Origin of the sequence: Rhizobium sp. BT04 (genome assembly GCF_030053135.1) — a bacterium.
In the GTDB taxonomy this organism is placed as follows: domain Bacteria; phylum Pseudomonadota; class Alphaproteobacteria; order Rhizobiales; family Rhizobiaceae; genus Rhizobium; species Rhizobium binxianense.
This window is the reverse complement of sequence record NZ_CP125650.1, coordinates 21,475-43,586: the sequence shown is the minus strand read 5'-3', so window position 1 is coordinate 43,586 and position 22,112 is coordinate 21,475. Positions and strand designations below refer to the sequence as shown.

21 protein-coding genes and 5 pseudogenes are annotated in these 22,112 nt (G+C 56.9%); 12 read left to right on the top strand and 14 right to left on the bottom strand.

All coding sequences use genetic code 11. The annotated features are described in order from the left end of the window. Positions 1-114: 114 nt before the first annotated feature. Positions 115-252, bottom strand: a pseudogene (locus QMO82_RS03590) (CoA ester lyase); the annotation flags it as partial. Positions 253-801: 549 nt separating this feature from the next. Here QMO82_RS03590 and QMO82_RS03585 point away from each other — a divergent pair. Next, a complete protein-coding gene (locus QMO82_RS03585) occupies positions 802-2,829 on the top strand; it encodes a type VI secretion system Vgr family protein (RefSeq protein ID WP_004680430.1) in 2,028 nt (675 codons plus the stop codon). Between the two features lie 456 nt (positions 2,830-3,285). On the opposite strand, the gene QMO82_RS03580 is transcribed toward QMO82_RS03585, so the two are convergent. Beyond that, positions 3,286-3,414 (bottom strand): hypothetical protein, encoded by a 129-nt coding sequence (locus QMO82_RS03580; RefSeq protein ID WP_010068000.1) that lies wholly within the window; start codon positions 3,412-3,414, stop codon positions 3,286-3,288. Positions 3,415-3,544: 130 nt separating this feature from the next. On the opposite strand from QMO82_RS03580, the gene QMO82_RS03575 reads away from it, so the two are divergent. The 3 genes from QMO82_RS03575 (at position 3,545) to QMO82_RS03565 (ending at position 5,635) form a co-directional block, all read left to right on the top strand. After that, positions 3,545-4,516: a hypothetical protein gene (locus QMO82_RS03575; protein ID WP_004680431.1), complete on the top strand. Its 972-nt coding sequence runs from the start codon at positions 3,545-3,547 to the stop codon at positions 4,514-4,516. A 525-nt stretch (positions 4,517-5,041) separates the two neighbouring features. After that, entirely contained in the window at positions 5,042-5,347 is a 306-nt protein-coding gene (locus QMO82_RS03570) for a hypothetical protein (RefSeq protein WP_004680432.1), read from the top strand. 69 nt (positions 5,348-5,416) lie between these two features. Further along, a complete protein-coding gene (locus QMO82_RS03565; RefSeq protein WP_037147006.1) occupies positions 5,417-5,635 on the top strand; it encodes a hypothetical protein in 219 nt (72 codons plus the stop codon). A 341-nt stretch (positions 5,636-5,976) separates the two neighbouring features. Here QMO82_RS03565 and QMO82_RS03560 read toward each other — a convergent pair whose 3' ends face one another. Both QMO82_RS03560 and QMO82_RS03555 read right to left on the bottom strand, forming a co-directional pair. After that, positions 5,977-6,276, bottom strand: a complete 300-nt coding sequence (locus QMO82_RS03560; protein WP_004680434.1) for a hypothetical protein — start codon at positions 6,274-6,276, stop codon at positions 5,977-5,979. A gap of 263 nt (positions 6,277-6,539) precedes the next feature. Then, the gene (locus QMO82_RS03555; RefSeq protein WP_010024976.1) at positions 6,540-6,995 is read right to left on the bottom strand and encodes a phasin; all 456 of its coding nucleotides are present in this window, start codon (positions 6,993-6,995) and stop codon (positions 6,540-6,542) included. 462 nt (positions 6,996-7,457) lie between these two features. On the opposite strand from QMO82_RS03555, the pseudogene QMO82_RS03550 reads away from it, so the two are divergent. Beyond that, a pseudogene (locus tag QMO82_RS03550) lies at positions 7,458-7,647 on the top strand (transposase); the annotation flags it as partial. Here the strand turns inward: QMO82_RS03550 and QMO82_RS03545 are convergent. The 4 genes and pseudogenes from QMO82_RS03545 to QMO82_RS03530 all read right to left on the bottom strand — a co-directional run bounded on the left by QMO82_RS03545 (position 7,629) and on the right by QMO82_RS03530 (position 10,089). Beyond that, positions 7,629-8,126, bottom strand: coding sequence for a helix-turn-helix domain-containing protein (locus tag QMO82_RS03545; protein ID WP_225880307.1), 498 nt, complete (start codon positions 8,124-8,126; stop codon positions 7,629-7,631). The pseudogene QMO82_RS03550 and the gene QMO82_RS03545 overlap by 19 nt on opposite strands. A gap of 98 nt (positions 8,127-8,224) precedes the next feature. Then, complete coding sequence (locus QMO82_RS03540) at positions 8,225-8,683, bottom strand: hypothetical protein (RefSeq protein WP_032984995.1); 459 nt, start codon at positions 8,681-8,683, stop codon at positions 8,225-8,227. 112 nt (positions 8,684-8,795) lie between these two features. Then, positions 8,796-9,029, bottom strand: a pseudogene (locus tag QMO82_RS33705) (DUF5372 family protein); the annotation flags it as partial. An 883-nt stretch (positions 9,030-9,912) separates the two neighbouring features. Further along, positions 9,913-10,089 (bottom strand): DUF3606 domain-containing protein, encoded by a 177-nt coding sequence (locus QMO82_RS03530; protein ID WP_004668584.1) that lies wholly within the window; start codon positions 10,087-10,089, stop codon positions 9,913-9,915. 474 nt (positions 10,090-10,563) lie between these two features. Here QMO82_RS03530 and QMO82_RS03525 point away from each other — a divergent pair, with 474 nt between their 5' ends. Both QMO82_RS03525 and QMO82_RS03520 read left to right on the top strand, forming a co-directional pair. After that, positions 10,564-10,758 carry a hypothetical protein gene (locus tag QMO82_RS03525; protein ID WP_010068053.1) on the top strand — a complete coding sequence of 65 codons (195 nt, stop codon included), beginning with the start codon at positions 10,564-10,566 and terminating at the stop codon, positions 10,756-10,758. Between the two features lie 58 nt (positions 10,759-10,816). Continuing rightward, a pseudogene (locus tag QMO82_RS03520) lies at positions 10,817-10,927 on the top strand (IS630 family transposase); the annotation flags it as partial. Between the two features lie 209 nt (positions 10,928-11,136). Here the strand turns inward: QMO82_RS03520 and QMO82_RS03515 are convergent. Next, positions 11,137-11,314, bottom strand: a pseudogene (locus QMO82_RS03515) (IS630 family transposase); the annotation flags it as partial. Positions 11,315-11,487: 173 nt separating this feature from the next. Then, entirely contained in the window at positions 11,488-12,399 is a 912-nt protein-coding gene (locus QMO82_RS03510) for a LysR family transcriptional regulator (RefSeq protein WP_029875814.1), read from the bottom strand. Between the two features lie 241 nt (positions 12,400-12,640). Between QMO82_RS03510 and QMO82_RS03505 the strand changes: the two genes are divergently transcribed. The 4 genes from QMO82_RS03505 to QMO82_RS03490 all read left to right on the top strand — a co-directional run bounded on the left by QMO82_RS03505 (position 12,641) and on the right by QMO82_RS03490 (position 16,277). Further along, on the top strand, positions 12,641-13,306 hold the full coding sequence (locus QMO82_RS03505; RefSeq protein WP_029875813.1) for an ABC transporter permease subunit: 666 nt from the start codon (positions 12,641-12,643) through the stop codon (positions 13,304-13,306). 4 nt (positions 13,307-13,310) lie between these two features. Further along, positions 13,311-14,060, top strand: a complete 750-nt coding sequence (locus tag QMO82_RS03500; RefSeq protein ID WP_012489511.1) for an ABC transporter permease — start codon at positions 13,311-13,313, stop codon at positions 14,058-14,060. 57 nt (positions 14,061-14,117) lie between these two features. Beyond that, positions 14,118-14,960, top strand: a complete 843-nt coding sequence (locus QMO82_RS03495; protein WP_012489510.1) for a transporter substrate-binding domain-containing protein — start codon at positions 14,118-14,120, stop codon at positions 14,958-14,960. Positions 14,961-15,041: 81 nt separating this feature from the next. Then, positions 15,042-16,277, top strand: a complete 1,236-nt coding sequence (locus QMO82_RS03490) for a CapA family protein (protein ID WP_012489509.1) — start codon at positions 15,042-15,044, stop codon at positions 16,275-16,277. A gap of 79 nt (positions 16,278-16,356) precedes the next feature. Here QMO82_RS03490 and QMO82_RS03485 read toward each other — a convergent pair whose 3' ends face one another. From QMO82_RS03485 to QMO82_RS03470, 4 genes are all read right to left on the bottom strand, one after another. Continuing rightward, on the bottom strand, positions 16,357-16,842 hold the full coding sequence (locus QMO82_RS03485; RefSeq protein ID WP_029875812.1) for a helix-turn-helix domain-containing protein: 486 nt from the start codon (positions 16,840-16,842) through the stop codon (positions 16,357-16,359). A 380-nt stretch (positions 16,843-17,222) separates the two neighbouring features. After that, the gene (locus QMO82_RS03480) at positions 17,223-18,629 is read right to left on the bottom strand and encodes a hypothetical protein (protein ID WP_012489507.1); all 1,407 of its coding nucleotides are present in this window, start codon (positions 18,627-18,629) and stop codon (positions 17,223-17,225) included. A gap of 2 nt (positions 18,630-18,631) precedes the next feature. After that, positions 18,632-19,885, bottom strand: coding sequence for an MFS transporter (locus QMO82_RS03475; RefSeq protein ID WP_029875465.1), 1,254 nt, complete (start codon positions 19,883-19,885; stop codon positions 18,632-18,634). A gap of 70 nt (positions 19,886-19,955) precedes the next feature. Beyond that, entirely contained in the window at positions 19,956-20,807 is an 852-nt protein-coding gene (locus QMO82_RS03470) for a helix-turn-helix domain-containing protein (protein WP_157214064.1), read from the bottom strand. Between the two features lie 289 nt (positions 20,808-21,096). Here QMO82_RS03470 and QMO82_RS03465 point away from each other — a divergent pair, with 289 nt between their 5' ends. Continuing rightward, positions 21,097-22,110 (top strand): class I SAM-dependent methyltransferase, encoded by a 1,014-nt coding sequence (locus QMO82_RS03465; protein ID WP_010007887.1) that lies wholly within the window; start codon positions 21,097-21,099, stop codon positions 22,108-22,110. The last annotated feature ends 2 nt before the right edge of the window (positions 22,111-22,112 follow it).

Sequence of the window (22,112 nt, the reverse complement as noted above, 5' to 3'; positions counted from 1 at the left end):
GGATGGTCCAGTTGGATGGGCAAGAGGAAAACGCGCCAGCACGCCGATGACTTGACAACTACCCCGACTGACCGGGACCCACCGGCTGCCGCATGGCGCTCTCCTGAAACGGACATCCATGATGCGGCGGGCCCGCTCGACCTTCTTTTCGGGCGGGGAGAAGATCTCCTTGGCGAGATCGATCTGGAACGGGTGAATGGCCCACGTAACCTCGATACCAAGTGCGGCGGCACGGCGGGCGGCGGCTTGGAAGGCCCGTTATGACAAGCATCGGAAGCTCGACTCTCTTCAGTAAGCTCAACGCAAACTGCAATGGGACCGCCAAGGCCCTTTGCAAAATTCGCCGTGACGCCTCTTTGGAACGTTATCGCCATTTTGACGCCCTTGAGGCTTCAGCAGCGGAGAGGCCTATCGAGCCGACGATCGCGGCGAAACTCGACCACCGTGGTTGTCCGCTCGGGCGCTGCGCCCTGGGCCTGGTTGAATCTTCCAGGAGACACGTCGTCGCTAGCACCGCCGGAATCCGCCAACTCATCGATGTTACAAGGCCGCATGGCGAGATTTGGGTGGGACTTAGCGTGGGTGAGTTCCAAGAGACCCACACGCTTTCTTCACCCCGCCCTCCCCCGCTTGGCTCTGACGATGCGGGCCAGCAAGACATCTTGGCTGAGCAACGGTCGGCGATTTCGATGCACGAAATAAACGCTTTTCGGCATCTTCGCCGATGGCTTCGGCAGCATCCTACTCACGCCATCGGGCGCAACCGCGCCTTCTCATCAAATCTGCGGAACACACACCACCATGGTCGAGTCAAGAATCGAGAGTCTCTTAAGGCACAATCGTTTTGTTGCGGTCACTTCGGCCGCGTCCGAGTTGAATGAAATCTCTCTCCGGCGGCTCAGTGGCACCGAGCGGCTGGGGGAACCTTTCCTCTACGAGGTGAAGCTCGCCAGCCGCAATCCAGTTCAGAACTTTGCTACGATCCCCGGTCAAAACCTGACAATCGGCCTTAAGCTCAAGGACTCGCAAACGCGCTTCTTCAACGGTGTTGTTACGCGCTTCCAATATCTCGGCCTCGACGATACCGAGCACCTCAACTACGTGGCGCAGGTGCGGCCGTGGATTTCATTGCTCGAGCATCGCTCTAACAGTCGGGTCTTTCAGAACAAGACGAGCATCGAGATCATCACCACGATTTTTCGAGAACATAAAGGCAATTTCAAGAATCAGACCGCCCGACGGTTCCCACAGCGCCCATATTGCGTCCAGTACGATGAAACGGATCTGGCCTTCGTCAGCCGCCTCATGGAGCAGGACGGCATCTACTACTATTTTGAACATGCTGAGGACCAACATGACCTGGTGCTGGTCGACAACGCCGCGAGTCACATGGCCTGCACGCCTGAGATCGTAGAGACCCACCACAATCTCAGGCCTGCCCGAAGTCTTTACCAAGAAGATGTCATCCTGCATTGGGACGAGGTCGTATCGCTACAGCCGAACAAGGTCGTTCTCAGGGACTATGACCATGAGAAGCCGATGGCAGAACTGACGTCTGTCGCGCGTGTTCCTCCCGTGAGGACAGGCGGCATTCCGCCATGCAAGCTCACGGGAAGCGCCATCACCCGACCGCGGGAGAGCGTGGCGGTCAGAACGGGCGAGACCTCGTCGGCAAGCAGCGGCTGCACGGCAATGCGGGAGGTCTTCGAGTATCCAGGCCAGTATACAAAAAAAAGCGATGGCGATTTCTACGCCACCATCCGTGCCGAGGAACTCGCCTGCAACGCTTATCGCGCGCGGATCGAAAGCACTGCGCGCCAGATAACGACCGGGTCATTATTCAAGGCGGCAAATCCCTTCTACTACGGCCAGGTCGGTTCCCGCCCGAAACCCACCGATCGCTTTCTGGCAGTCGGACAGGACTTCACTGTCATCGGTGAGGTGGGGGACGATCTCACTGCGGACACCGTGGGGGGGAAGGGCGAGCGGTTCCTCTATCACAGCAACGTAGAGATTATCCCCGCGACAACCCAGTACCGACCGAGGCGCCGCACACCGGCGCGGTTGATTCACGGACCGCAGACGGCCGTCGTCGTGGGCCCCGAGGGCGAGTCGATCGCGACGGATAAGTACGGCCGTGTGAAGGTTCAGTTCTTCTGGGACCGAGAAGGCGGAAAGAACGAGAACAGCTCCTGCTGGATTCGGGTGGCCCAGAACTTCGCTGGTAAGGGTTTTGGCAACCTGGTCGTCCCACGGATCGGCCATGAGGTCGTGGTTGATTTCATCCACGGCAATCCCGACACGCCCCTGGTGACCGGCGTCGTATACAATGGCTCAAATCTGCCGCCTGAAACCCTGCCGACCGACAAAACGCGGTCGACCTTCCGGACGCATACCGATGGCGGCGCCGCTAATGCCTACAATGAACTGCGCTTTGAGGACAAGCAGGGCCGTGAGGAGGTCTATTTGAAGGCCCAGAAGAATCATACCGTCGAGGTCGGGAATATCTACAGCATCGACGTCAAGAGACACTTCCTCCTGACCTCGGGCGGCGCCGCGCCCGACTCCCCTGCCGCAGCGGCCTTAGGTAGCCGCGTCGAGGTAACACCCGACAAGATCCGCCTTGTAGTATCGGGCAGAACCGGCCCGCAGGCCATCGAAATCAGCGGCGATGGGATCGCCATTATCGGCACGATGATTGGCGTTATGGCAACACCTCCGCGGCTCGGGTCCATCGTCTCCATGCCGCCGCCGACACCGGGTCCACCCACGCCGTCGATAATGAAGCTTATTGCGACACTCGGGCTGCCGCCTGTTACGCCCGAGTGACACGATGTCAAGGTGAACTGGTTCTGGGCCTCGGCTGTCCGGAAGTCGTTGCCTTTAAGTCGGCAGGGCCCTGCAGGCGTAGAGAAAAAGCGTAACGGCTTCGGCGTCGTAAGCTGACCTACCAAATCAACGTGACACTGCGAGATTGCCCGAAAATGAGGAAAGGTTATCGCGCGTGAGCGTTTGTTCCGGGAACTTGCGCCTCAGTTAGATGGAGTTGCCACGCGAAATCGGCCGCAAGCGGCTCCAAATGCGTCTGGTTTAGGTCTCCACCAAGCTGGAACTGGTGGATGAAATACCTTTATCACTCGGCGTCACGAAATTGCGATCAGGGCGCGGGCGGCGCAAAAATCAGCGTTCTCGATCTGGGCGTTACAGCGCTGCTTTGCAGGGCGGGCTCTCGCCTCGAAGCGCTTCTGGCGGAGCGTGGCCGCCTCGAGCAGCAGTCGAAGCCTTTCACCATGCTCGAAGGTGTCTCGCTTCTATTTGCGTTTCGAGTTCCTGATAGGCGCTGGCCATGCCTGTCAGGCCGAGTTTGCGCAGCATGTCAATGGTGGGATTGTTCAACGTCGCGATAAAAATCATGCGCTGTCCAGCTCGAGGGAGGACGCTGGCCATGCCCCCGAAGCATAACGGGATACGAATTTGGTATTGGAAGGAAAGGTCGCGACGGAAGTAACATCAGCAGTGACGCAATGACCTAAGGAACGACGCAATGTACGGCAGAAGGCAGGGGGGTGTTGGCAATAGTTCCGAACAAGGCGGTGAAGACACCTTTAACTGGGTTGAAGGCTTGACTGGCTCCTCGTCCGGCGAAGCGGCACTGAAAGAAATTTTACTGGCCTGGGCGGAAGACGGGCAGCAGGAGCAGGACGAGGACCGGCACGAGGCAATGGCACGGATCGAGGCCTGGACGGAAACCCGCAATTTTCGTGCCCCCCTGAACTTAACATCGCTGTCCCTAACGGCACTGCCCCCCACCTTACCGGCCGGCCTCCAGCGGCTCAACGCCAATGACAACCGGTTGGGCAGGCTGCCCAACAACCTCCCGCCCGGTCTGCGAAAGCTCTCTGCCTGCGACAACCAGCTGACCACGCTGCCTGAGGTTCTTCCGGACATGCTCGAGACGCTCTACGTCGACGGCAACCGGCTGACCAGATTGCCGAACGAGCTTCCTTCCGGACTAAAGTATCTCTACGTCAACCACAACCGGCTGACCAGTTTGCCCGATAACCTGCCGCCTGAGCTCAGGGAGCTTCATGTCACCCGCAACGAAATCGCGCACCTGCCGGAGAATCTCCCCCTCGAATTGACGGATCTCCGCGCCGAACTCAATAATATAATTCGCCTGCCCGAGCGCCTTCCTGCAAAGCTCACGAGGCTCGAAGTCCCTCACAATGAACTGACTAGCCTACCCGAGGACCTCCCGGCCACCCTAAAGTGGCTCAGCACCGACAGTAATGAACTGACCCACCTGCCCCCTAACCTGCCGAGGGGGCTGGAGGAGCTTAGCGTTCGTGGAAACAACCTGAGAGGACTTGGCGACGGGCGAACTGCACTGCCGTACATTCTGTCGCAGCTTCCGCCTCATTGCAAAGTGTACCTGAATAACAATCCGCTGCCAGATCGACTGCGGGCGCACCTGAGCGCGCAAAGCGGGACGAGCCTTCCGCAGATCTTTTTGTGATGCTGCCTGACAAACGGGCCAAACTAGGTCCCTGCGTTTTGAGTAAAAGGCCTTTTGCCGAAGCCATGGCGGTGGGGTGCAGGCCAGGTATGACGCGTGCGGATCAAAAACAATGAGTTTGCAGGTTTATGCCGCTCGCCGGAATGTGTTGAGTTGTGGAAGCAACAGACGTCTCACTGAAGACTATGGCCGGAAAGCCCAGGCTCGGCACTTGTGTCCTTCGGGCGACCTTGCATGCGAGCCAGTTCGTACAAAGGATTACCCGCTATCGCGTACCAGGAGGTGCGACGCTTACGGCCTAGAGGCATTGCCGCCGGTTGGAACGTTCGGAAGCTGGACCCAGATTTCAACAGGCCTCAAGCGCATCCACCATTTCCACATGGTCCACCCCCAGCATCGCGTATTCGTTGATCTAACTACCCGAGACTCCAGCCTACGGGCCTATTTGCATTCGTCGGCGATCGACGACTCTGTCGCCTATTAGTTGAAATAGGGTTTCGTGGCGAGCCAGCAGAGGAACAGCCCATGGATGAGAAAAACAGCCCCATTGTTTGCATCTCGGGTGTAGACGAACGAAAGCTCGGCGCCGCTCTAATCGCGGTCCAATCGGCATTTAGTGTCGCGATTGCGGAACTATCGAAGCTTCACAAAGGGAACAGTCCTCAGTGGTTCGAAGACCTGGAGGAGGTGGTAATCGCTAACGCAAAAGGCACAGTCACCGAGGGCATCTCGCTGGATGTCGAGGTGGAAAGCCTCAAATTCGGCATCGACGTCCTTCGGGCGATCTTAGATGTCAGCCGCGTTGAGCTAGGCTTTGCAGCAAAGGAATAACCTTTCGCCCAAACGAGGTCTCGATGCTATTTGGCGCCGGAGATGTTCGATGCACACTCGAACCTTCGCATGAGTACCGCGCTCGTCGCCAAAGTCGCCCGCATCGTCACCAAATGGTACGGTCGTCCGACAAACCAGGAGGTCTTGCCGCAGATGATCGACGATACGACCTATGCATGGCGCACCGGCGTTTTTGAGGCAACGCGCGTTTTCCATGCGGAAGACCCGGGCGGACCAACCTTCATCGGGGGCAATTTGCGCAAGCCGGACTCCCATGGAAGACAATAACTTGTCGGACGCTGGGCGCACGAGACTGAGGGACTCAGCGTTGAAGATGTGCCGACAAGCTCGGCATTAGCGATGCACCCTGTATAGCGGGCAGCGACCGCCTTGCCATGCTTGAAGATGCCCTGAGCCGACACGCCCACAGTTGATAAAGATGTCGACTCAGTACCGCCGGCCGCTCCTCACCTTCTACCTTGCTGAGCCGCCAGCCATTGCGGCTCGTGGCAAGGATTTTTCGGACTCTTCCCGAGAATATGCACAACGCGACGCAGCGCTTGTCGACCCGCTGTTTCGTGAAGTTCGCGCTCGCCAGGAAATGGTGCGTGATGAGCCCTTTGTAAGAGTCACCCTTGCGCCGGCAGTCCGAGACCTCCCCGTTCATCTGGTTCGTCGTCTGGAATCGCAATCGATCGATGATCGACCTCCGCCCCTTCGTCGCAGGGATACACATCAAGTGGCATTGACCTGGACAGCGACCGCTCGCGCTGGAGCGCCGAATACCGGCGGCGCATTTCACCGGACGCAATCGACCCTGCCGTCCAAAGAGCGACCAGTTCCATGAAACCCGGGTCTTCATCGATCCGGATTCCTCGCGCCTTCCAACGCGCGATGACCCGCTCGGCTATGTCCCTGCGTGAATCCATTACCACTTCCCTGCCCCCTGCCCCCTGCCGCCTACGCGGTTAGATACCAAGATGGTGGGTTCTTCGCCAGTTCAAACCGTCCAATATGTCACGCCGGCCGCCCGCGATCCGTTTTCAGGAGCTTGTTAGCTGGAGCTATCGAGATCGCAGGACACACTTTCCAGCTCTCTCCCGACCTGATGGTCCCCGTCACCATCTTTTCCGTCCATGAATAAGGTAGGCCGCCCCCGATCAGTCCAGGCGATTTAAGTGCGAGTCCGCTTTTACGTCGCCTTGAGGTCCGTCAGCACCTTGTCAAAAGCATCCTTGACCGGCTTTGAGATTTCCTCCACCGCCCTGCTTGAGAGCACCCGGACTTCCTTGGCGTGCTGCAAACTTGTCTCAACGCGCTTGCGGAAAAAGGTCGACTGCTGTTCGAGGATCTGCGACGGCGAATTCGCGCCCAGCAAAGCTTGCAAATGTGAGAAGCTGGCCTCGGCGTCGGCCTGCAGTGCAGCGATCGTCTTCCACCACAATTCGTTGCCGAATAGACTTGTCGTTTCGAGGATCGGAGGCAGCATTTTCTGTGTCGCTTCAGCGCCGGACGCAAATTTCAAAAAAGCCTCTGTCACCTTCTTGTTCCCCTTTTCAACAGATGCGCCGAACTGATCTGGCACCTTGAGCGACGATGACCCCGGGTTTTCGATCGTTTCAAAGGATCTTTCGGAAATCTTGGTCATTGCATTTTCCTTCTCTTTGAGTTGGTTGCAAGCTGTGACATCGGGATTGACCCTTCCGCCGGCGGATGCATGGCCGCTTGGTAGAACGCGGATCCGATGACGAACGGTCAGGTGGCCTCCGTTCCGTTCGTTTCATGAACCGGCATAATGCAGACTGCTTTCTGCCGCTTGTAACCAGGGATCAGCAAACACCATGCCAACTGCTCCGACGCGCCAAGAAGATCATTTTCTTTTATCAATGGGCGGGTTGAGGGCAGGTTGATGTGTATTTGACGGAGAGACCGGCGAACAAAACGTTCCAATCACGACAAACCTGACAAAAGTGGCGGATGCCCGACATTTGCGAGAAATGTCGACGGTTGCGCTGGGGACAAGGGAATTCACGTGGACTTCAAATCGCGCCAAGGATCATGTGCCTGTTCGTGGCTAAGGGGCGTTACCCGGAAAATCAAAACTCGCGGAGCTCTCCGCTATTCCATATCGCGCCGCGATATCTTCGAGCGCTTCCTGAAAGACGGCCGCGTCGAAGTGGACTCCACATGTTGAGCGGGCAATCAAGCCCCAGGCGTTAAGAAAAAATAGCCTGTTTGCTGAAGGTGACGAGGGCGCGACATACTCCTCATCTGATGATGTCTATAAAAGAGGATTTTGAACCGGATCCTGAGATATCGGACGCCGGGATCGCCTGGCATCGGCTTCGCGGCGCACGGTTTCGTGTTGAAGGTCGGAAAGCTGGATGATCCACGGCGCTCCGGTGCATAACTGGCGAGCGGGAAGGACACCGCTGCTGACCATCCGGTAGGCGGTAGCTCGACTCACCTTTAGAATGTCGGCGGCCTCGTCGAGGGTTCTCTCACCGCGTTCGGCCCGTTCACCTTCTCGATAGACGGAGATGCCGTGGATGTTGCGAAGACTGCAGACGTGGCTTCGCGTCCAGCTGGCGCCATGCCCTGTCCGCTTGCCGGATCGATTCAAGATCGCTGCGATCGACAAATCGGGCAACTGCCTCGCCAAGTTGCGAACGAGATCGACAACATCAGCCTTAACTGCCCAGCGGGTCTGGCCGATCTTGTTTTTCTTCCCCGTCATCCGGGTGTGATCGCCACCCTGCCAATGAATGACGAGCGCCAATGTGTCGTCAACGGTATCGACAATGATTTCTTTGATCAGCAGCCGAATGATCTTTTCGCGTGTCTCGATAGACGCGTCGGGACCTGTCCCATGCCTTACTATAGATCGCTACCGAGCATCATCAATCTTGTACGGTCGTCGGCCGATAAAGCAGGCGTGTTACGGTCGGTCGAGAGCATCTCGAACTGGACCTCGAGATCACGCAATAGGATCAGCTTCTCATTCCAGCGCCGCTCCAGTTCGCCGGCGACCAACCGATTGCCCGGATCGACAGCATCATACTGGCGGGGCGCCCTGGCAGCCTCGTATTGTGCTTGCTTGATTAAGTTCTCGAGTTGCTGTTGATTGTCGCTATGACGCTGCGTGTGCGCCTCCATTGCCCGCAAGGCCGCCTCGATTCCCAGAGGTTGCAATCGCTCGAGCACCTCCTGCGCCACGGCCCGATCGACCCGCATGCCGCCGAACCCGATACAGTTGCCGACCGCCATGGCGCCGAACGTGCCGCGACAAACATATCGCTGCGTATTGCCGCCTTTCCCGGAGTATTGAATGTGCAATCGGCGACCGCAGCGACCGCAACGGAATAGTCAGGCAACAAAGCTTGGCGCGCAGTTCAACGAGTTTGGTTGCCGAAAGGCGCGGCGCAGCTACGATCTCGATCGAACTTGCCGCAGGATCAAACATCCATGCCGGAATTTGAAATGAACCACCGTGTGCCAGAATGAGCAGATAGTGAACGCCTTCGTGCTCATGGCTGCCGGTTACCAAGACGGTTTGGTCAACCAGTGGATGGAAGGGATAGGTGACCCTTGCTTCAAACGTCGGAAATCCGGCATTATGAACCCGGCTCGGAAGGCGGCGGCAGGACTTGGGCGACGATCGCGACGCTGCTTCAAACTGCATTTTGCCGCGCGCGGCAAAAGCACGTTTATACTGACCAGCAAACTATGCCGATTAACCGACTTTGCCAACGTTTCCGGCACCATAGCAGCCGCCTAGTCGGCATAGCTTAGGGTCTCTCCGTCGCCAAGGAGAGGACACATGAACGCAACTCAGGATCGCATCGCCCTATGCAGGAAGCTAGTCTACAGTCCACATCGGGACGACGATGCACGTGGCACTCGCTAAGCCTGTTTCGGGATCTGATCGACTGGCATGTCGGCAATGGAATACTCCGCAGGATTTAAGCGAGGTTCAGGTCGACCGCTTCCCTGAGCATCGTTTCAAACACTGGAGACCCGACTCGGGCGATTGATCGGCGCTCCGCCGCTCGCCTTTGGCGTTACGGGAGAATGGCTAATACCGACCGCGCTTCCTATTCAGCGCAGTGAGCACGAGAAGATCGACGATGCTGGCCGGTCCCAAAAACGGGATGGCAGCTTCTAGAAGTCGATTGAACGGACCGGTCGGGACCGGCGTCCGCACGCGGTGCCCCGCGGTCTGTGGGCCTCTGAATTCTGTTCTGCAGGTAAAGTCAGCCGACGCCGTCGCGTATCGCGACTTTGGAGCTCGTTGGGTTCGCTCGCCAGCCCCTTCCTCATGCGATGCGGCTCCGCCCCTTGCAAGAAACGCTCCGGCGTCCCAATACTTTTGGCTTTGCTCGACGGCGCTGTATCCCGCAGCTTCGATAGCCTTGCTCCGAAACGCTTCCTGCGGGGTCGTCAACTCCTGCAGTCAGGCGCCTTCCGCCGCTGCGTTATGATCCGTCGGAGCCAGACTTTCAGCGGCTGTTTCCGCCGCTGACTTTATGGCTGCGGACCCTCACGGTTGAACTCTCCAACCCGGATTAGTGCCGGTCGAGTTCGGCTTCGACCTTCTTGCGACTGTTGCCTACGTTCTTCACGGTCTTCTTCACCGCTTCCTTGGAAATGCCTTCCTTCCGGGCTTCGTACTTCACCTCGTGATCCTGACCACCTGCGACGCGAGCACGATCCTGGCTGCGGGCTTTGGATGTGGTTGCCATGGTGAGATCCTCCTAATGTCGGTCCTTACGAACGGGCGCCGATTCAATAAGTTCCGGCCTCCGTTATGGTGAGGCGCGCTTCGGCGATGTCGCGGACGCGCTGCACATGGCCTCGGGCGAGATGGTTCACTTCGACGATGAGATCGCGCAAGGCATATCTGCGACCGCAGTTAATCAGTAGCGGACAATTCTTCCCAGGCAGTTGGTACGGCTCGTCGTGTGCCTATGAGCAAACCCATGGATTGATTGTCATAGAAAGCAGGACTAGAACAACAGCGCTAATGCAGGAGCGCTCGGCATCCGAACGCAGAACAAGATCGCGGCGGAAGCCACGCAAGAGCGTCGTCTGCGAAGAGAAACCAAGCGGCTCGGCAGGTTGCGGCTAACCTCTGACCGAGTCGGCACCACGAAGGAGCCAACCCATCGGGGACAGATCCCCCTCAGCCGCTACATCAACGTGATTTGGAGTTTGGAATGGATCAATTTGCTACCGCCGACAACACCTCCGCAGCCGCTCGTCGCCGCGAAGCCAGGATTGCGAAGGGCTACAGCCTTGAGGACCTGGCCATCGCCACCGGACTTACGGTCGAGGAAATCGCAGCGGCCGAGGAACCCCTTCAGATCGTGCCTCAGCACCACCTCGAGCGCATTGAGCATGTGATCTCATAGCTTCCGTCGCCACCGGCACGCGGTCCCGGTTTAGGGGCCGCAGTCAACCACGGAGGGCGCGGAACGAAAGATCGATGCTCTATGGGACGTCCTAGGCGCATTGATGCTCCGCTTCACGCCGACAGAATGCGCAAACTACTTCAGGGCTGCTGGATATGAGCCGGATTGAACAGGATTTGCTCTAGTCGATATTGCGTCCAATTGAAGTGTCATCCGCCATTTTAAGATAACTGCAGAATCACTTAAAGAGAACATGGCACCAATGATCGCACAAACAACCGGTCCGCTTCTGCCAACCGACGCAGTTCCGATTGTCGCGATGTTCTTCTACGATATGGCGCAACTATCTGCTCGGTGGCTTAGGTAAGCCACCGCCGTTCGCGGCTTGTGGCTACTCATCCTGCCGGGCTGCGCTGTCCGTCGCGTCACGCGCCGCACCCAATCGATCGCGATGCTGATGCCAATGCGGAAGCGCTTGGACGCCGCCCGGCACCACACCCCTCCTGTATCACCGCTTCTACAACTTCTCGCGGTTATTCGAAACAGGTCTCGCCATCCAGCTCAGCCTCCTGACCGGCCAGAAGGATGAATCTGATTTGCGTCATAGGGAATCCTTCTCACGGGTCTACCTAAAATCATCCCGCTCTAAGCTTACGCGCACAACTCGCGGTTCAGCATGAACTCGCAACATCTGTTTTACGGTGCGAGGGTCATACCTCGATGCGATCGTCAAGCAGCCCGATCTGTCAAAGCCGCGACTATCTCTTCCAATGCAAATCTTAGGCTATCACTCAGCTTTCGATCTTTTTGCCAAACGACGACGTAGTGATATATTGCCCCTGGATGAAATCGGCGGAACGCGACGCCGAAGTCAGCATATTCTCTCGCGATGATCTCGTTCGTAATCGAAACGCCGATCCCTGCCATAACATAGCCAATGTCGTGGCCATTGGCGTCATATTCCACGGCGATGTCAGGAGCGGTTCCCATATATCGAAGGGCATTGACGCTCATTTGGTGAGAGGCAAATTGCGGGTCGATATCAATGATCGCCTCACCGGCAAGATCTTCGGCAGTGACAAGCTGCTGTGCCGCAAATCGGTGGTTGACCGGAAAAAGACATACGTTGGTGGCCGAGCCGACCGGCACCCAATCAAGAATGCGCTCATCAATAGGCAATCGGGAGATGCCAAGATCCGAGCGGCCGTTTAACACATGATCTGCAATCTGCTCATACGTGCCTGTTTTCACCTGAACGGCGTAAGAGCGGCTTCTCTCCCGAATCCTTTTGACCACTTTCGGCAAGGTCGCGAAGGAAAAAGTGCTTGGCGCCGCGATGCCGATCATTCGCGTATCGTTGTTCCGCAGGAAGTCGATTGACGGTCCGATCCGATCAAGTCCGGCAAACGCCGCGTCGATTGTGCGTAGAAATTCCCATGCCTTGACGGTGGGGATCAACCTGTTGTTTTCCCGGCGGAAGAGCGCGAAGCCGACAGTCTCCTCTAGCTGCTTGATGTTTTGGCTGACCGCCGGCTGGGTTATTCGCAACATCTGCGCTGCGAGCCTTTCCGAGCCGGCGCGCATAACCTCCCGCAATATTTGAAGGTGGCGGATCTTCACTCCGGAGTCGGTGATTTCCATGGCCGGGAATCTCAATCGTGGTCGAGCGACGCGCCTCATAAGTTGCGCTTATTAAAACTTCCTGAATCTTATAAATTGACGGCGGCAAGTCAAAGTATATTTTTGACGTACGCCAAACTTAGAGCGCTGGTTAAGCTAATAAATCCAATCTACCCTCGGTTAAATCTCGGCAAGCTCTTAGTATATGTCGGGAGAATACCTTTCCGATTTCGGTGCGCTCGCAAGATATTGGAGACTTGCATTGTACGCATTTGTAGATCAATTTTTATCTGGATTGAAGAACACACTTTTAGTGTTTGCCTTGAGCTGCGCTTTCGGGACCCTATTAGGTTTGCTTATTGCCGTTCTCCGCAACTCGACCCGCAAGTCGGTTTCATCGTGCATGCGGGCCTACACGGGCATCATCCGGGGTGTTCCGGAACTTCTGATCATCCTCCTAACGTATTTCGGCGGAACCGCCCTTTTGAGCGCGATTGCCGGTGGCTACATCGAGATTAATGCATTTGCGGCCGGTGTCGCGGCACTGACCGTCGTGTTCAGTGGGTACGCCGCGGAAATATTCCGTGGTGCGATCAACGCGGTTGCACCAGGCCAACGAGAGGCTGCAGCAGCGCTCGGGCTTTCGAACTCGCAGATTTGGTTTCTGATCATCATTCCCCAGATGATCCCGATCGCTCTGCCGGCATTCTGTAACCTCTGCATCTCCTTGATAAAGGATACATCGCTGATTTCCGTCGTCGGGCTGACGGATGTCATGCGCGTCGCCTATATAGGCGCAGGCTCACTGCGCGCTCCACTCCCCTTCTATCTCGCAGCGTCTGCAATCTACCTCGCCCTCACAAGCCTGTCCCTTCTTTCGTTCCGGTTATTGGAGCGCCGCTATTCGCTCCCGGCGATGAAAGGTTGAGGCAATGAGCATGACCATCGCGCTTGAAGCGTTTCTCACCCTTCCCCGCGGCCTTCTTCTCACTCTGGTTCTGACATTCGCATCGCTTGCCGCAGGCTTCGCCGTCTCGGTCCCGCTCGCCTTCCTACGGGCATCATCAAATCCGTGGGCTTCCGCGCCCGTGCTGGCATATACCTATGCGTTCCGCGGCACGCCACTTCTGGTTCAGCTTTTCCTGATTTACTATGGGATTGGCCAGCTTCCCCTCGTCCGCCAAAGCTTTCTATGGGCCGTGATGCGAGAGCCGTTCTGGTGCGCCTTCATTGCTTTCACCCTGAACAGCGCCGCCCATACGACAGAAGTTCTGCGCGGCGGGATCCAGGCGGTCCCGCGTGGGCAGATTGAAGCGGCCAAAGCCTTGGGCCTTTCCCGTTTCCACACTGCCCGTCTTATCGTGTTCCCTTTGACCCTCAGGATCGCTCTTCCCGCCTATGCAAATGAGGTGGTTGGAATGCTGAAGGCAAGCTCCCTTGCAAGCACCATCACGCTGCTTGAGGTGACCGGGCTCGCCCGACAGCTGGTGTCGGAGACATTCGCCCCATACGAGGTCTTCATTGCCGCGGGGGCTTTCTATCTGCTGCTTACCCTCTTGATCACGCAAGGTTTCCAGATGCTGGAGACGCGTTGGACGCCGACGGCAAACCGTCCACCGCCGACGCAACCTGTACCTCGAAGAGCGAACGGAAAGCCGCCTCTCGCCTCGGCTGAAACTTGACGCCAGCCCACATCCCGGACGCCAACAATCAAACTCAGCAATGAAAGGAACATCGTCGTGAAACGAACACTTCTGCTTGCCCTGTCTCTTGTCGTCTGCGCCAACAACGCGGGAGCAATGGACAGGAAGACACTGACAATCGCCTCTGAAGGTGCTTCGCCGCCCTGGAATGCCATCACCCCCCAAGGGGAGCTCGCCGGCTTTGACATCGACGTCGGCCGCGATCTTTGCCGGAGGATGAAGTTCGAGTGCACTTTCGTGCCTCAGGACTGGGACGGAATCATACCGGCGCTCACCGTTGGAAAGTTCGATGCCATCATGTCGGGGATGGCGATAACTGAGAAGCGGAAGAAATCGATCGCTTTTTCCAAGCCCTACGCCGGAGGTTTCAACCAACTCGTCATACGCAAAGATCTCGATCTTCCGCCCACGGATACGTCGGCCGAGCTCGACCTCACAACTATCGACCCTGAAAAGCAGGCAAAGATTGAGGAGCTTCGAGCCGCTCTCAACGGCAGAACTCTAGGCGTATTGCGATCATCGAATTCGGAAGCGGTGCTCAATGAACTGTTCGGAAAGGTCGCGACGATCAGGAGCTACGATTCCCAGGACAACATGCATCTCGATCTCGTAGCTGAGCGCATCGATGGCGGCCTTGCCGACTATTTCACCTGGAAAGCCTTCCTCGACAGCACGGATGGCGGGATTGCAACGCTCTACGGCCCGCGGCTCTCCGGTGGCCTGTGGGGCCCGGGTGTCGGCGTCGGGCTTCGGCAAGACGACGGCGAACTGGTTGCGGCATTCGATAGCGCCATCGAGGCCGCCACGAGCGACGGAACCCTGAAGCGGCTGAGCGAGCAATGGTTCAAGATCGATGTTTCGCCGCAGACATCGAACTAGACACTGGCTCTACGACACGCATTTCCCCCGAAGCCATAGCGCGTGAGCAGTCGGCAGTCCCAAAGATCGAAGGTAAACCATATGTCCGCACCCTTTTCCATTGCTGTCACCGGCCAGTCGCTCATCCGTCATGATCTTCGAGCGATCGGCGATCCACGGCTCGCTGAGATCGCCGAGATCCTCAAAGCAAGCGATGTTGCCTTCACCAATCTCGAGACGACTATCTATGGTCGTCATGGTGGATGGCCGCTCAAAGGCAGCTATTTCGGCGCTGCAGCGCCGGATGTCTTGGCCGCGTTGAAGGAGCTCGGTTTCAATAGCCTGGCTCTGGCGAACAACCATGCTTTCGATCTTGGACCGCCGGGGATCCTCTCGACGCTGGAGGAGGTTGCGGCACACAATTTCCTGCATGCCGGCATCGGCCACAACAAGCATCACGCTTCCACGGCACAGAAAATGACGTTCGGATCCCGAAATGTTGCGCTGATTGCCATGGACGCTGGGCCAGGCCCGTCTTTCATGTACGCTGAGGACGCAACTGAGGGCAGGATAGCAAGGCCCGGCATCAATAGGCTGAAGGTCTCCAGGGTATTCGACCTGGAAACGGGAACATTCAACCTGCTTCGCTCCATTCAAGAGCGTCTTCTAAGTTCGCCCTTGGAGCGCGCGAACTATGCCCAGCCGGAGAATCCGCCTGATCTTCATGGCCAAGACGAAATTGATTTCTATGGAACCGTGTTTCGCAGATCAGATGAAACGGCTCGCCGCATCGTCGTGGACCGGCACAGCGCCTGGGCTCACCTTTCGGCGATCGCGGAAGAAGCGGGCCGCGACACACTCGTCATCGTGTATTTGCATCATCACCATTGGGAGCCGAACTGGCAGCAAGTCCCCGCCTGGGTGCGAGAATTTGCGCACGATTGCGTGAACGCGGGCGCAGGCCTCTTTGTCAGCCATGGCGCTCCGGTCCTTCAAGCGGTCGAGATATATCGGAATACGCCAATTTTCTACGGCCTTGGCAACTTCCTCTTCCATACGGAAAAGGACGAACAGGAATGGAGCCCGCCGGAGGTGTGGAGAAGCGTCATCGCGACCTGCAATTTTGAATCTAGCGGACGGCTGGAGAATATCCGCTTGCGCCCGATTGTGATCGGGGGAACCGAGGCATTATCCAATCCTGCACGCGATCGCCTCCCCTTCCCTGTGCTTGCCGATGGCAGAACGGCGGCAGATATCCTTGACGATCTTGCCGACCGCAGTACCGGTTTTGGCACTGTGCTTGACCGAGAGAAGAACGTCGGCCAGATCGTTTTTTAGATGCGGAATAAACCTGCAGTGCGCGACGAGAACTTTACGAACCGCTGACCAATTTGCGGCCGCGCTCTTGTTGGTCTTTTCATGGGGAAACGTCCTTGTGTTCTTCCATCTCTTCATCGACAATCGAGCTGACGAGGGCAACGACCCGGCTGCGCACACGCGGAGAAAGGAGCAAAACGTCGTCTATCAGACGCCGTCCCTCCGCCGTGGAAATGTAGGCAATCTTCTCATCGATCTCTGTTATGATTTGCTGGCCCTGAGTGGTTTCGGGATCTGGAAGACCTTCGAAAAACCTCGAAACAGGGATCTTGAGGCAATTGGCAAGCTCGTAGAGCATCGAAGCGCTGACGCGGTTCTTACCGCTTTCATATTTTTGTACCTGCTGCAAACTGACCCCGATGCCGGCGCCGAGATCCCCTAGGGATACATTCGACTGCATTCGGCGGATACGGATTTGCTGTCCGACATGCCGATCAACTGGATGCACCAACTCGCGCGCTACATTCGACTGTTCGGCTTGCGCAGGCCTCGAAGTCCGGACCTGTGCTGCTGCATAGCGCTTCATGGTGGACACCCCGATGGAGAGTTTCACGCGGTGCGCCCCCGCGGAATAACTCGCTCAACCCACTGATCGGGGAGTTAGAACACCGTGCTAGACGGCCCTGTGGCCTTTAGTTCCGAGGAACCTGGACATACGCCACAGGCTCCTCGACCGAAGGTCAAGGAGTGTGGTGCCGAATCGGCCGACACCAACCGCTAACAGGGGGTTCTAATCCCCAAGGCAGCGCGTACTGCCTCGCTGCCAAAGTTAGTTGAAATCCGCCCGCCGCGCAACCGAATTCTTTACAAGATTCAATAGCTTCGCTTTACGCGCGGACACTTGTCTCAAAAGCGAGAGGTCACGCTTCGGGCGGTAAAGTGGTCAGAAAACCAAAGGAGGTGCGATCAGCGGAACGCCCATTGCGAGGATTGTCTGCCCACTCTCCCGGAGGAATAGGCTACCGCAAGCTCCGCCCATAGGGGGTCCTGGGTGAAGCTGGAAAGGGGCCCGCAAGCGTCGATAATGCTCATCTTGCCGAACTGCCCGAGAAGCGTTTCAATTCCCCCACGGCTAAAAGCATTCAACAGCGAAAATGGCTCGCACGGCGAGGAGATGATGCGATGGCCCCAAACCCCCGGCCGTTCGTCCTTTGACAGTGCGTTGAGAAGCTGTGTGTCACGATGGTTGTTCCTCAACGCCTCGCAGAATGCCCAGCGCATCAACGGATAATAGATCGTATGCCGACTTCCACCCAGGACACGCACGCCAGGCAGGATCGACGTTACGATGAACATCAGCAGAAGGTTCGGAACGATCCGGCCAGTTCTCAGGGCCTCCACAAGACTTGGCGGCGAGAATTCAACACAGACATCATCTGTCTCCTTCGACCGGAGGACCCTGCCATCCAGCCAAAGTGGAAAAAGCCGCCCTTCAATGCAGCCCCAGAAAAAATGCGTCGAGTTTTTCAGCCAGCCTCGCCAAGCCGTGTCAGCGAGTTGATCGATGAAATGGATGAGGCGCATCGCGAATGCTCGGTCCTCGATCAACGAGGCTCGCAGCCAGGACCGGCCATCGGAAAGGTGGTCCGCGACCAGATCGGCAACGTCGCTATCATCAAGCTGAAGAAAGTCCACCTGGCTCTCAGAATACCGCTTCCAGAGGCAAAGATTTGCCGCTTTGATCGCCTCTGCCGCCGACTGGAATTCGCCAAGAGGCAAAAGGTCTCGCAAGTAGGAAATTGCCTCCGAGTCATCACCGGGCCTGTCGACGTTTTGAAGATGGAATCTGTAGCAGCCGTTTCTGCCAAGAATGCTGTAGGGGATCATTTTGCTGCGCGACAGGCCGAAGACATTGACTGCATCGCCATCGACGTGGAGCCAGGCCGGACCCTTGCGACCGCGTTCTACGAACTTCACTGTCGAGCAAGCGTAGGAGATATAGGATGTCCTGCCATGCGCGCGAAGTCCCATCAGGGAGAACAGATGGGTGTAAAATGCGTCAGGCTCGATCAACAGGTGGAGGTGGGGGCCACACTGCAGCACCGGAGCGACTTCGATTTCGGCTTGAAAGCGCGTCACGGCCCCTGCTGAATAACCCTGACGTTGCGCGACGGCCGCCACGCGTGACCGCAATAGAGACATTGCCTGGCTTCGCGCGACGCACCCCGATTGATCCGATCCAACCGAGAAAGCCGCCTTTGCGTAGTCGTTCAGCGATGCCTGCTCAAACTGACGCAACCAAGGGAATAATTCAAAAATGAGGGCCAACACCTCACCTTTTGAAACCAGGTCACTATTGGGCGACGTCTCCATCCTCAGACGAACCGCCTTTCCACCGGCGCTCCCCGATCCATGTTAAAGTGAAAGAAGAGCGCGACGGTCACCATCAGCGCCCCGAAGAGGCCGAAAATCCCCGAAGGTGGAATTGCGTCTCCGATCGTCCCGATGATGCCATACGCAAGAAGCCCTATCGAAACACAGATCGTGTGGATCTGGCTTCGCGCCCGCCCCAACATGTCAATCGAAACAGTCGATTGAACCCGTACATCGATCAGGATTCGCGTGACATTGTAGCAGAAGCCAAGCAACACCAGTTGAACGAGCGCGGACAAAAAGCTCTGGAAAACAGGAAAGCCCAACAGAACAATGCCAGCGAGCGCCGACTGGAAGAGGATGCTTTGTCGTCGCGAACGCGCCCTTCTGAGAAGAAGGGTTGAACAGCCCGCAATCGAACCGAGGGCCCAACCTGCCTCGAGATAACCGAACTCTAGCGCCGACCCCATGAGTTCACGGGTGACATATGCGGCGCCCAATACACTCACAAGCATGCCCATCGCATAGGTCAACGCATACATGACGGCGGTGGTCTTCAGTGAGTGAACGACGAAGGTCATCGGCAACAGATCCATCCGACGAATGCTCTTTGCCTGCAAATCCGATCGAGAACGAGAAAGCGGCAGTCGGCCGAGTGCCAGCAGCCCCAACAGTGATAGGCCGAAAAAGGCGCCAGGGAGGATCGACGTCAGATTCATCCCGATGGCGGTTAAGCTGTACCCGGTGACGATGGCGGCGATGAGATTGCCCGCCTGCATCGCAATATAAGACGCCGAATTGAATGAAGTGAGGTTTTTAGGACGAACGATGTCTGGAATGATGGCCTGCAGCGCAGTCGAATAGGTTCTGTCGAGGAACGCGAAGATGGTCCACGATAGGCAAAGAACATCAAGTGGGTGACCGAACGAGAGACCAATGCCCGTTGAAAATATGAGGATCAACCTGGATAAATCGCAAGCGATACAGACGAAGCGACGATCAAATCGATCAACTAGAACCCCACCAACATTGCTGGTGAGCAACTCGGCGGCACTGCCGAGCGCCAAAAGGATGGCGAGAGCGCTCGTGCTCTTGCTGACATCTGTCGCAACCCATGCCGCCAGCACGAAGTAGACATTGCGGCCGGTGGCCGACGCCAGAACACAGAAGAGATAGATGCCGCGAGAGGCATAATACCCCATGCCGCTGCTTTCTGTCGCGCCCACTTCATCCACACTCCCTACTGGCAGGTTCATGGGGACATGCTATTCTTCTGAATAGCTGGCGGCTTTCATGAATTTGATATTATCTCTCGTCCAGAACCAGCTATTCTTTCCAGAGCGCCCGGTACTCGGCAGGGGAAAATCCCGTCTCTCGGCGAAATCTGGTCGAGAGGTGGCTCCCGCTGGAGTAGCCACAGGCGATTGCGATCTCGGTCACGCTGATCGCAGTTGTGCGGAGAAGGTCGGTCACGCGTTCAAGCCGGCGCTGGTTATAGAAGCCATAGGGCGTCGAGCCTTGCGACTGCTTGAAAGCGCGGGAAAAATGCTCGTAGGTCAATCCCGCCTCTTCAGCCAGAGCGCGCACGCTCGGAGGTCGATCGATGTGAGCTTCAATTCGCCCTATCACCCGCTTGAGAACCGTAGGAGACAATCCTCCTCGAGACAATCTGCCAGATGTGCCGGAGCGGCGCTGCAGAAGTCCGAAGATAGCCGCTAGGTGCCCTTCAACGATCAGACTCCCTACGGAATCGTCGTGTGAAAGTTCTCCGGCAATCTGCCGCGCCAAGCATTGGATTGGCAGATCTCTAAATCCAAGCTCCGGACGTAAGGTGCCTACGCGCGGGAGCTTGGTCGTGAGGTTGGAAAAAAAATCCTGCGTCACGGTTATCATAAGATAACAACCCTCAGCATCGCCTTCATCCCAACCGCTCCAATGGCAACCGGGCGGAATGTAAACAAGCGAGCCGTCTGGACGCGGACTGAACTCGACTCTTCGTCCGTCCACAAAATTTTCGCCGGATGCCGCCGTACCCCTTATGTTGAGGAAGATCAGGTGGTCATCCGCGACAACGTCGATAACCTGTCGCCCGAGACTGCGCCGGCGAACGACATCTGCGCGGGCATGGCTCCAAAGGCCTTGCTGGTGAAGAATGATCTCCCCTTGTGACTTTTTCATCCTCTCGGGGTGAATTGATGGAATGATCCCCACTCGAAAGCTGCTCCCCTGAAAAACCGGTGTGGTAGCGACCCTACCTCACCCCAAGTTGTCAACAAGCCAGGCTTTAACCTCAGGTCGAATTTCATGTCAATTTCATGAAAACCAATCAAAATCGTGGATGCGAAAACATGACGTTCGCGATCATCTTCTGCCGACATCATCGCTGACGGCACAATCTTTTCGGGATGCGCGATTTCCCTCCTGAATCCCAAAAACGCGATGGTGCGAGAGAAAGGCAGGCTTTCGCATGCGTGAATTTGCCGACTTCATTGAGGAGTGCGACCGCGCCCCTCGCCTTAACGAGCTTTCTGAGTTTTTTTCGACCACCGCATCCGGTGAGGCCGGAATGCCTATCCGTCCGCCCGAGCTCGATCGCCGCTTGTTTCCAGTGGACATGACGTTCAGGCGCTTTTCAGCCCTTCATCCGCTGCGCCGAGGTCCATTCGATAAGCACTACTTGAGCAGCATACCCTACCGCCTCGAAGAGGAGTGCCGCATAGGCGGCGCGATCCTCAAATACGCGCGGGCCAGAAAGGGTCAACTGCAACTCTACACGCTAGGTACAGCCGAGGGGACGATGGCTCGTGTGATCGGCGAACTTGGCAAGGGCAGGATAGAAACGCTGTCATGCAGTCCCAACGTCGAAAACCTTAGAAGCTTCTATGCCTATGGCGTTCCTCCTCATGCCATGTTTTTTCACGGACCATTTCATCATTTGACATCGCAAAGGGTCCAAGAAGACGTGAAGCTCCGAAAGTTTGGCAGCGGTTTCGATATCATCCTCGAGGACACGACTTTCCAGATGTATTCGCCAAATCGCTTCGATCAGATCCGTTTCGTCTCGCAGCATCTCAAGACCAACGGGCTCTTCATGTTCGTCGAGAAGTTCAGGCATGAAGACGACGAGGAATATCGGCGGCGGGAACGCCAGAAGGACCATAGCTTCAAAGCTCGCTTCTTCAGCGCGTCAGATATTCGCGCGAAGGAAGAGACGGTGCTGACGCGAATGGATCGAAACGAAGTCACCCTTTCGGAGATGAGCGAAACACTACGCCGGTTCTTTGGACACTCATTCGTCACCTGGAACAGCGGCAATTTCTACACGCTTGTCTCCAGCAACAGTCAGCAGAATCTCGACCTATTCCTATCGAAGCTGTCCCCACCCGCGATTCCGGCAGAATATGTCTATGCGGACCTTCCCTACCGCCTTTATCCGGAATCCGAGGCAAGGCGGCTATCGGGGCGATCCTGGACCCTTTAGCG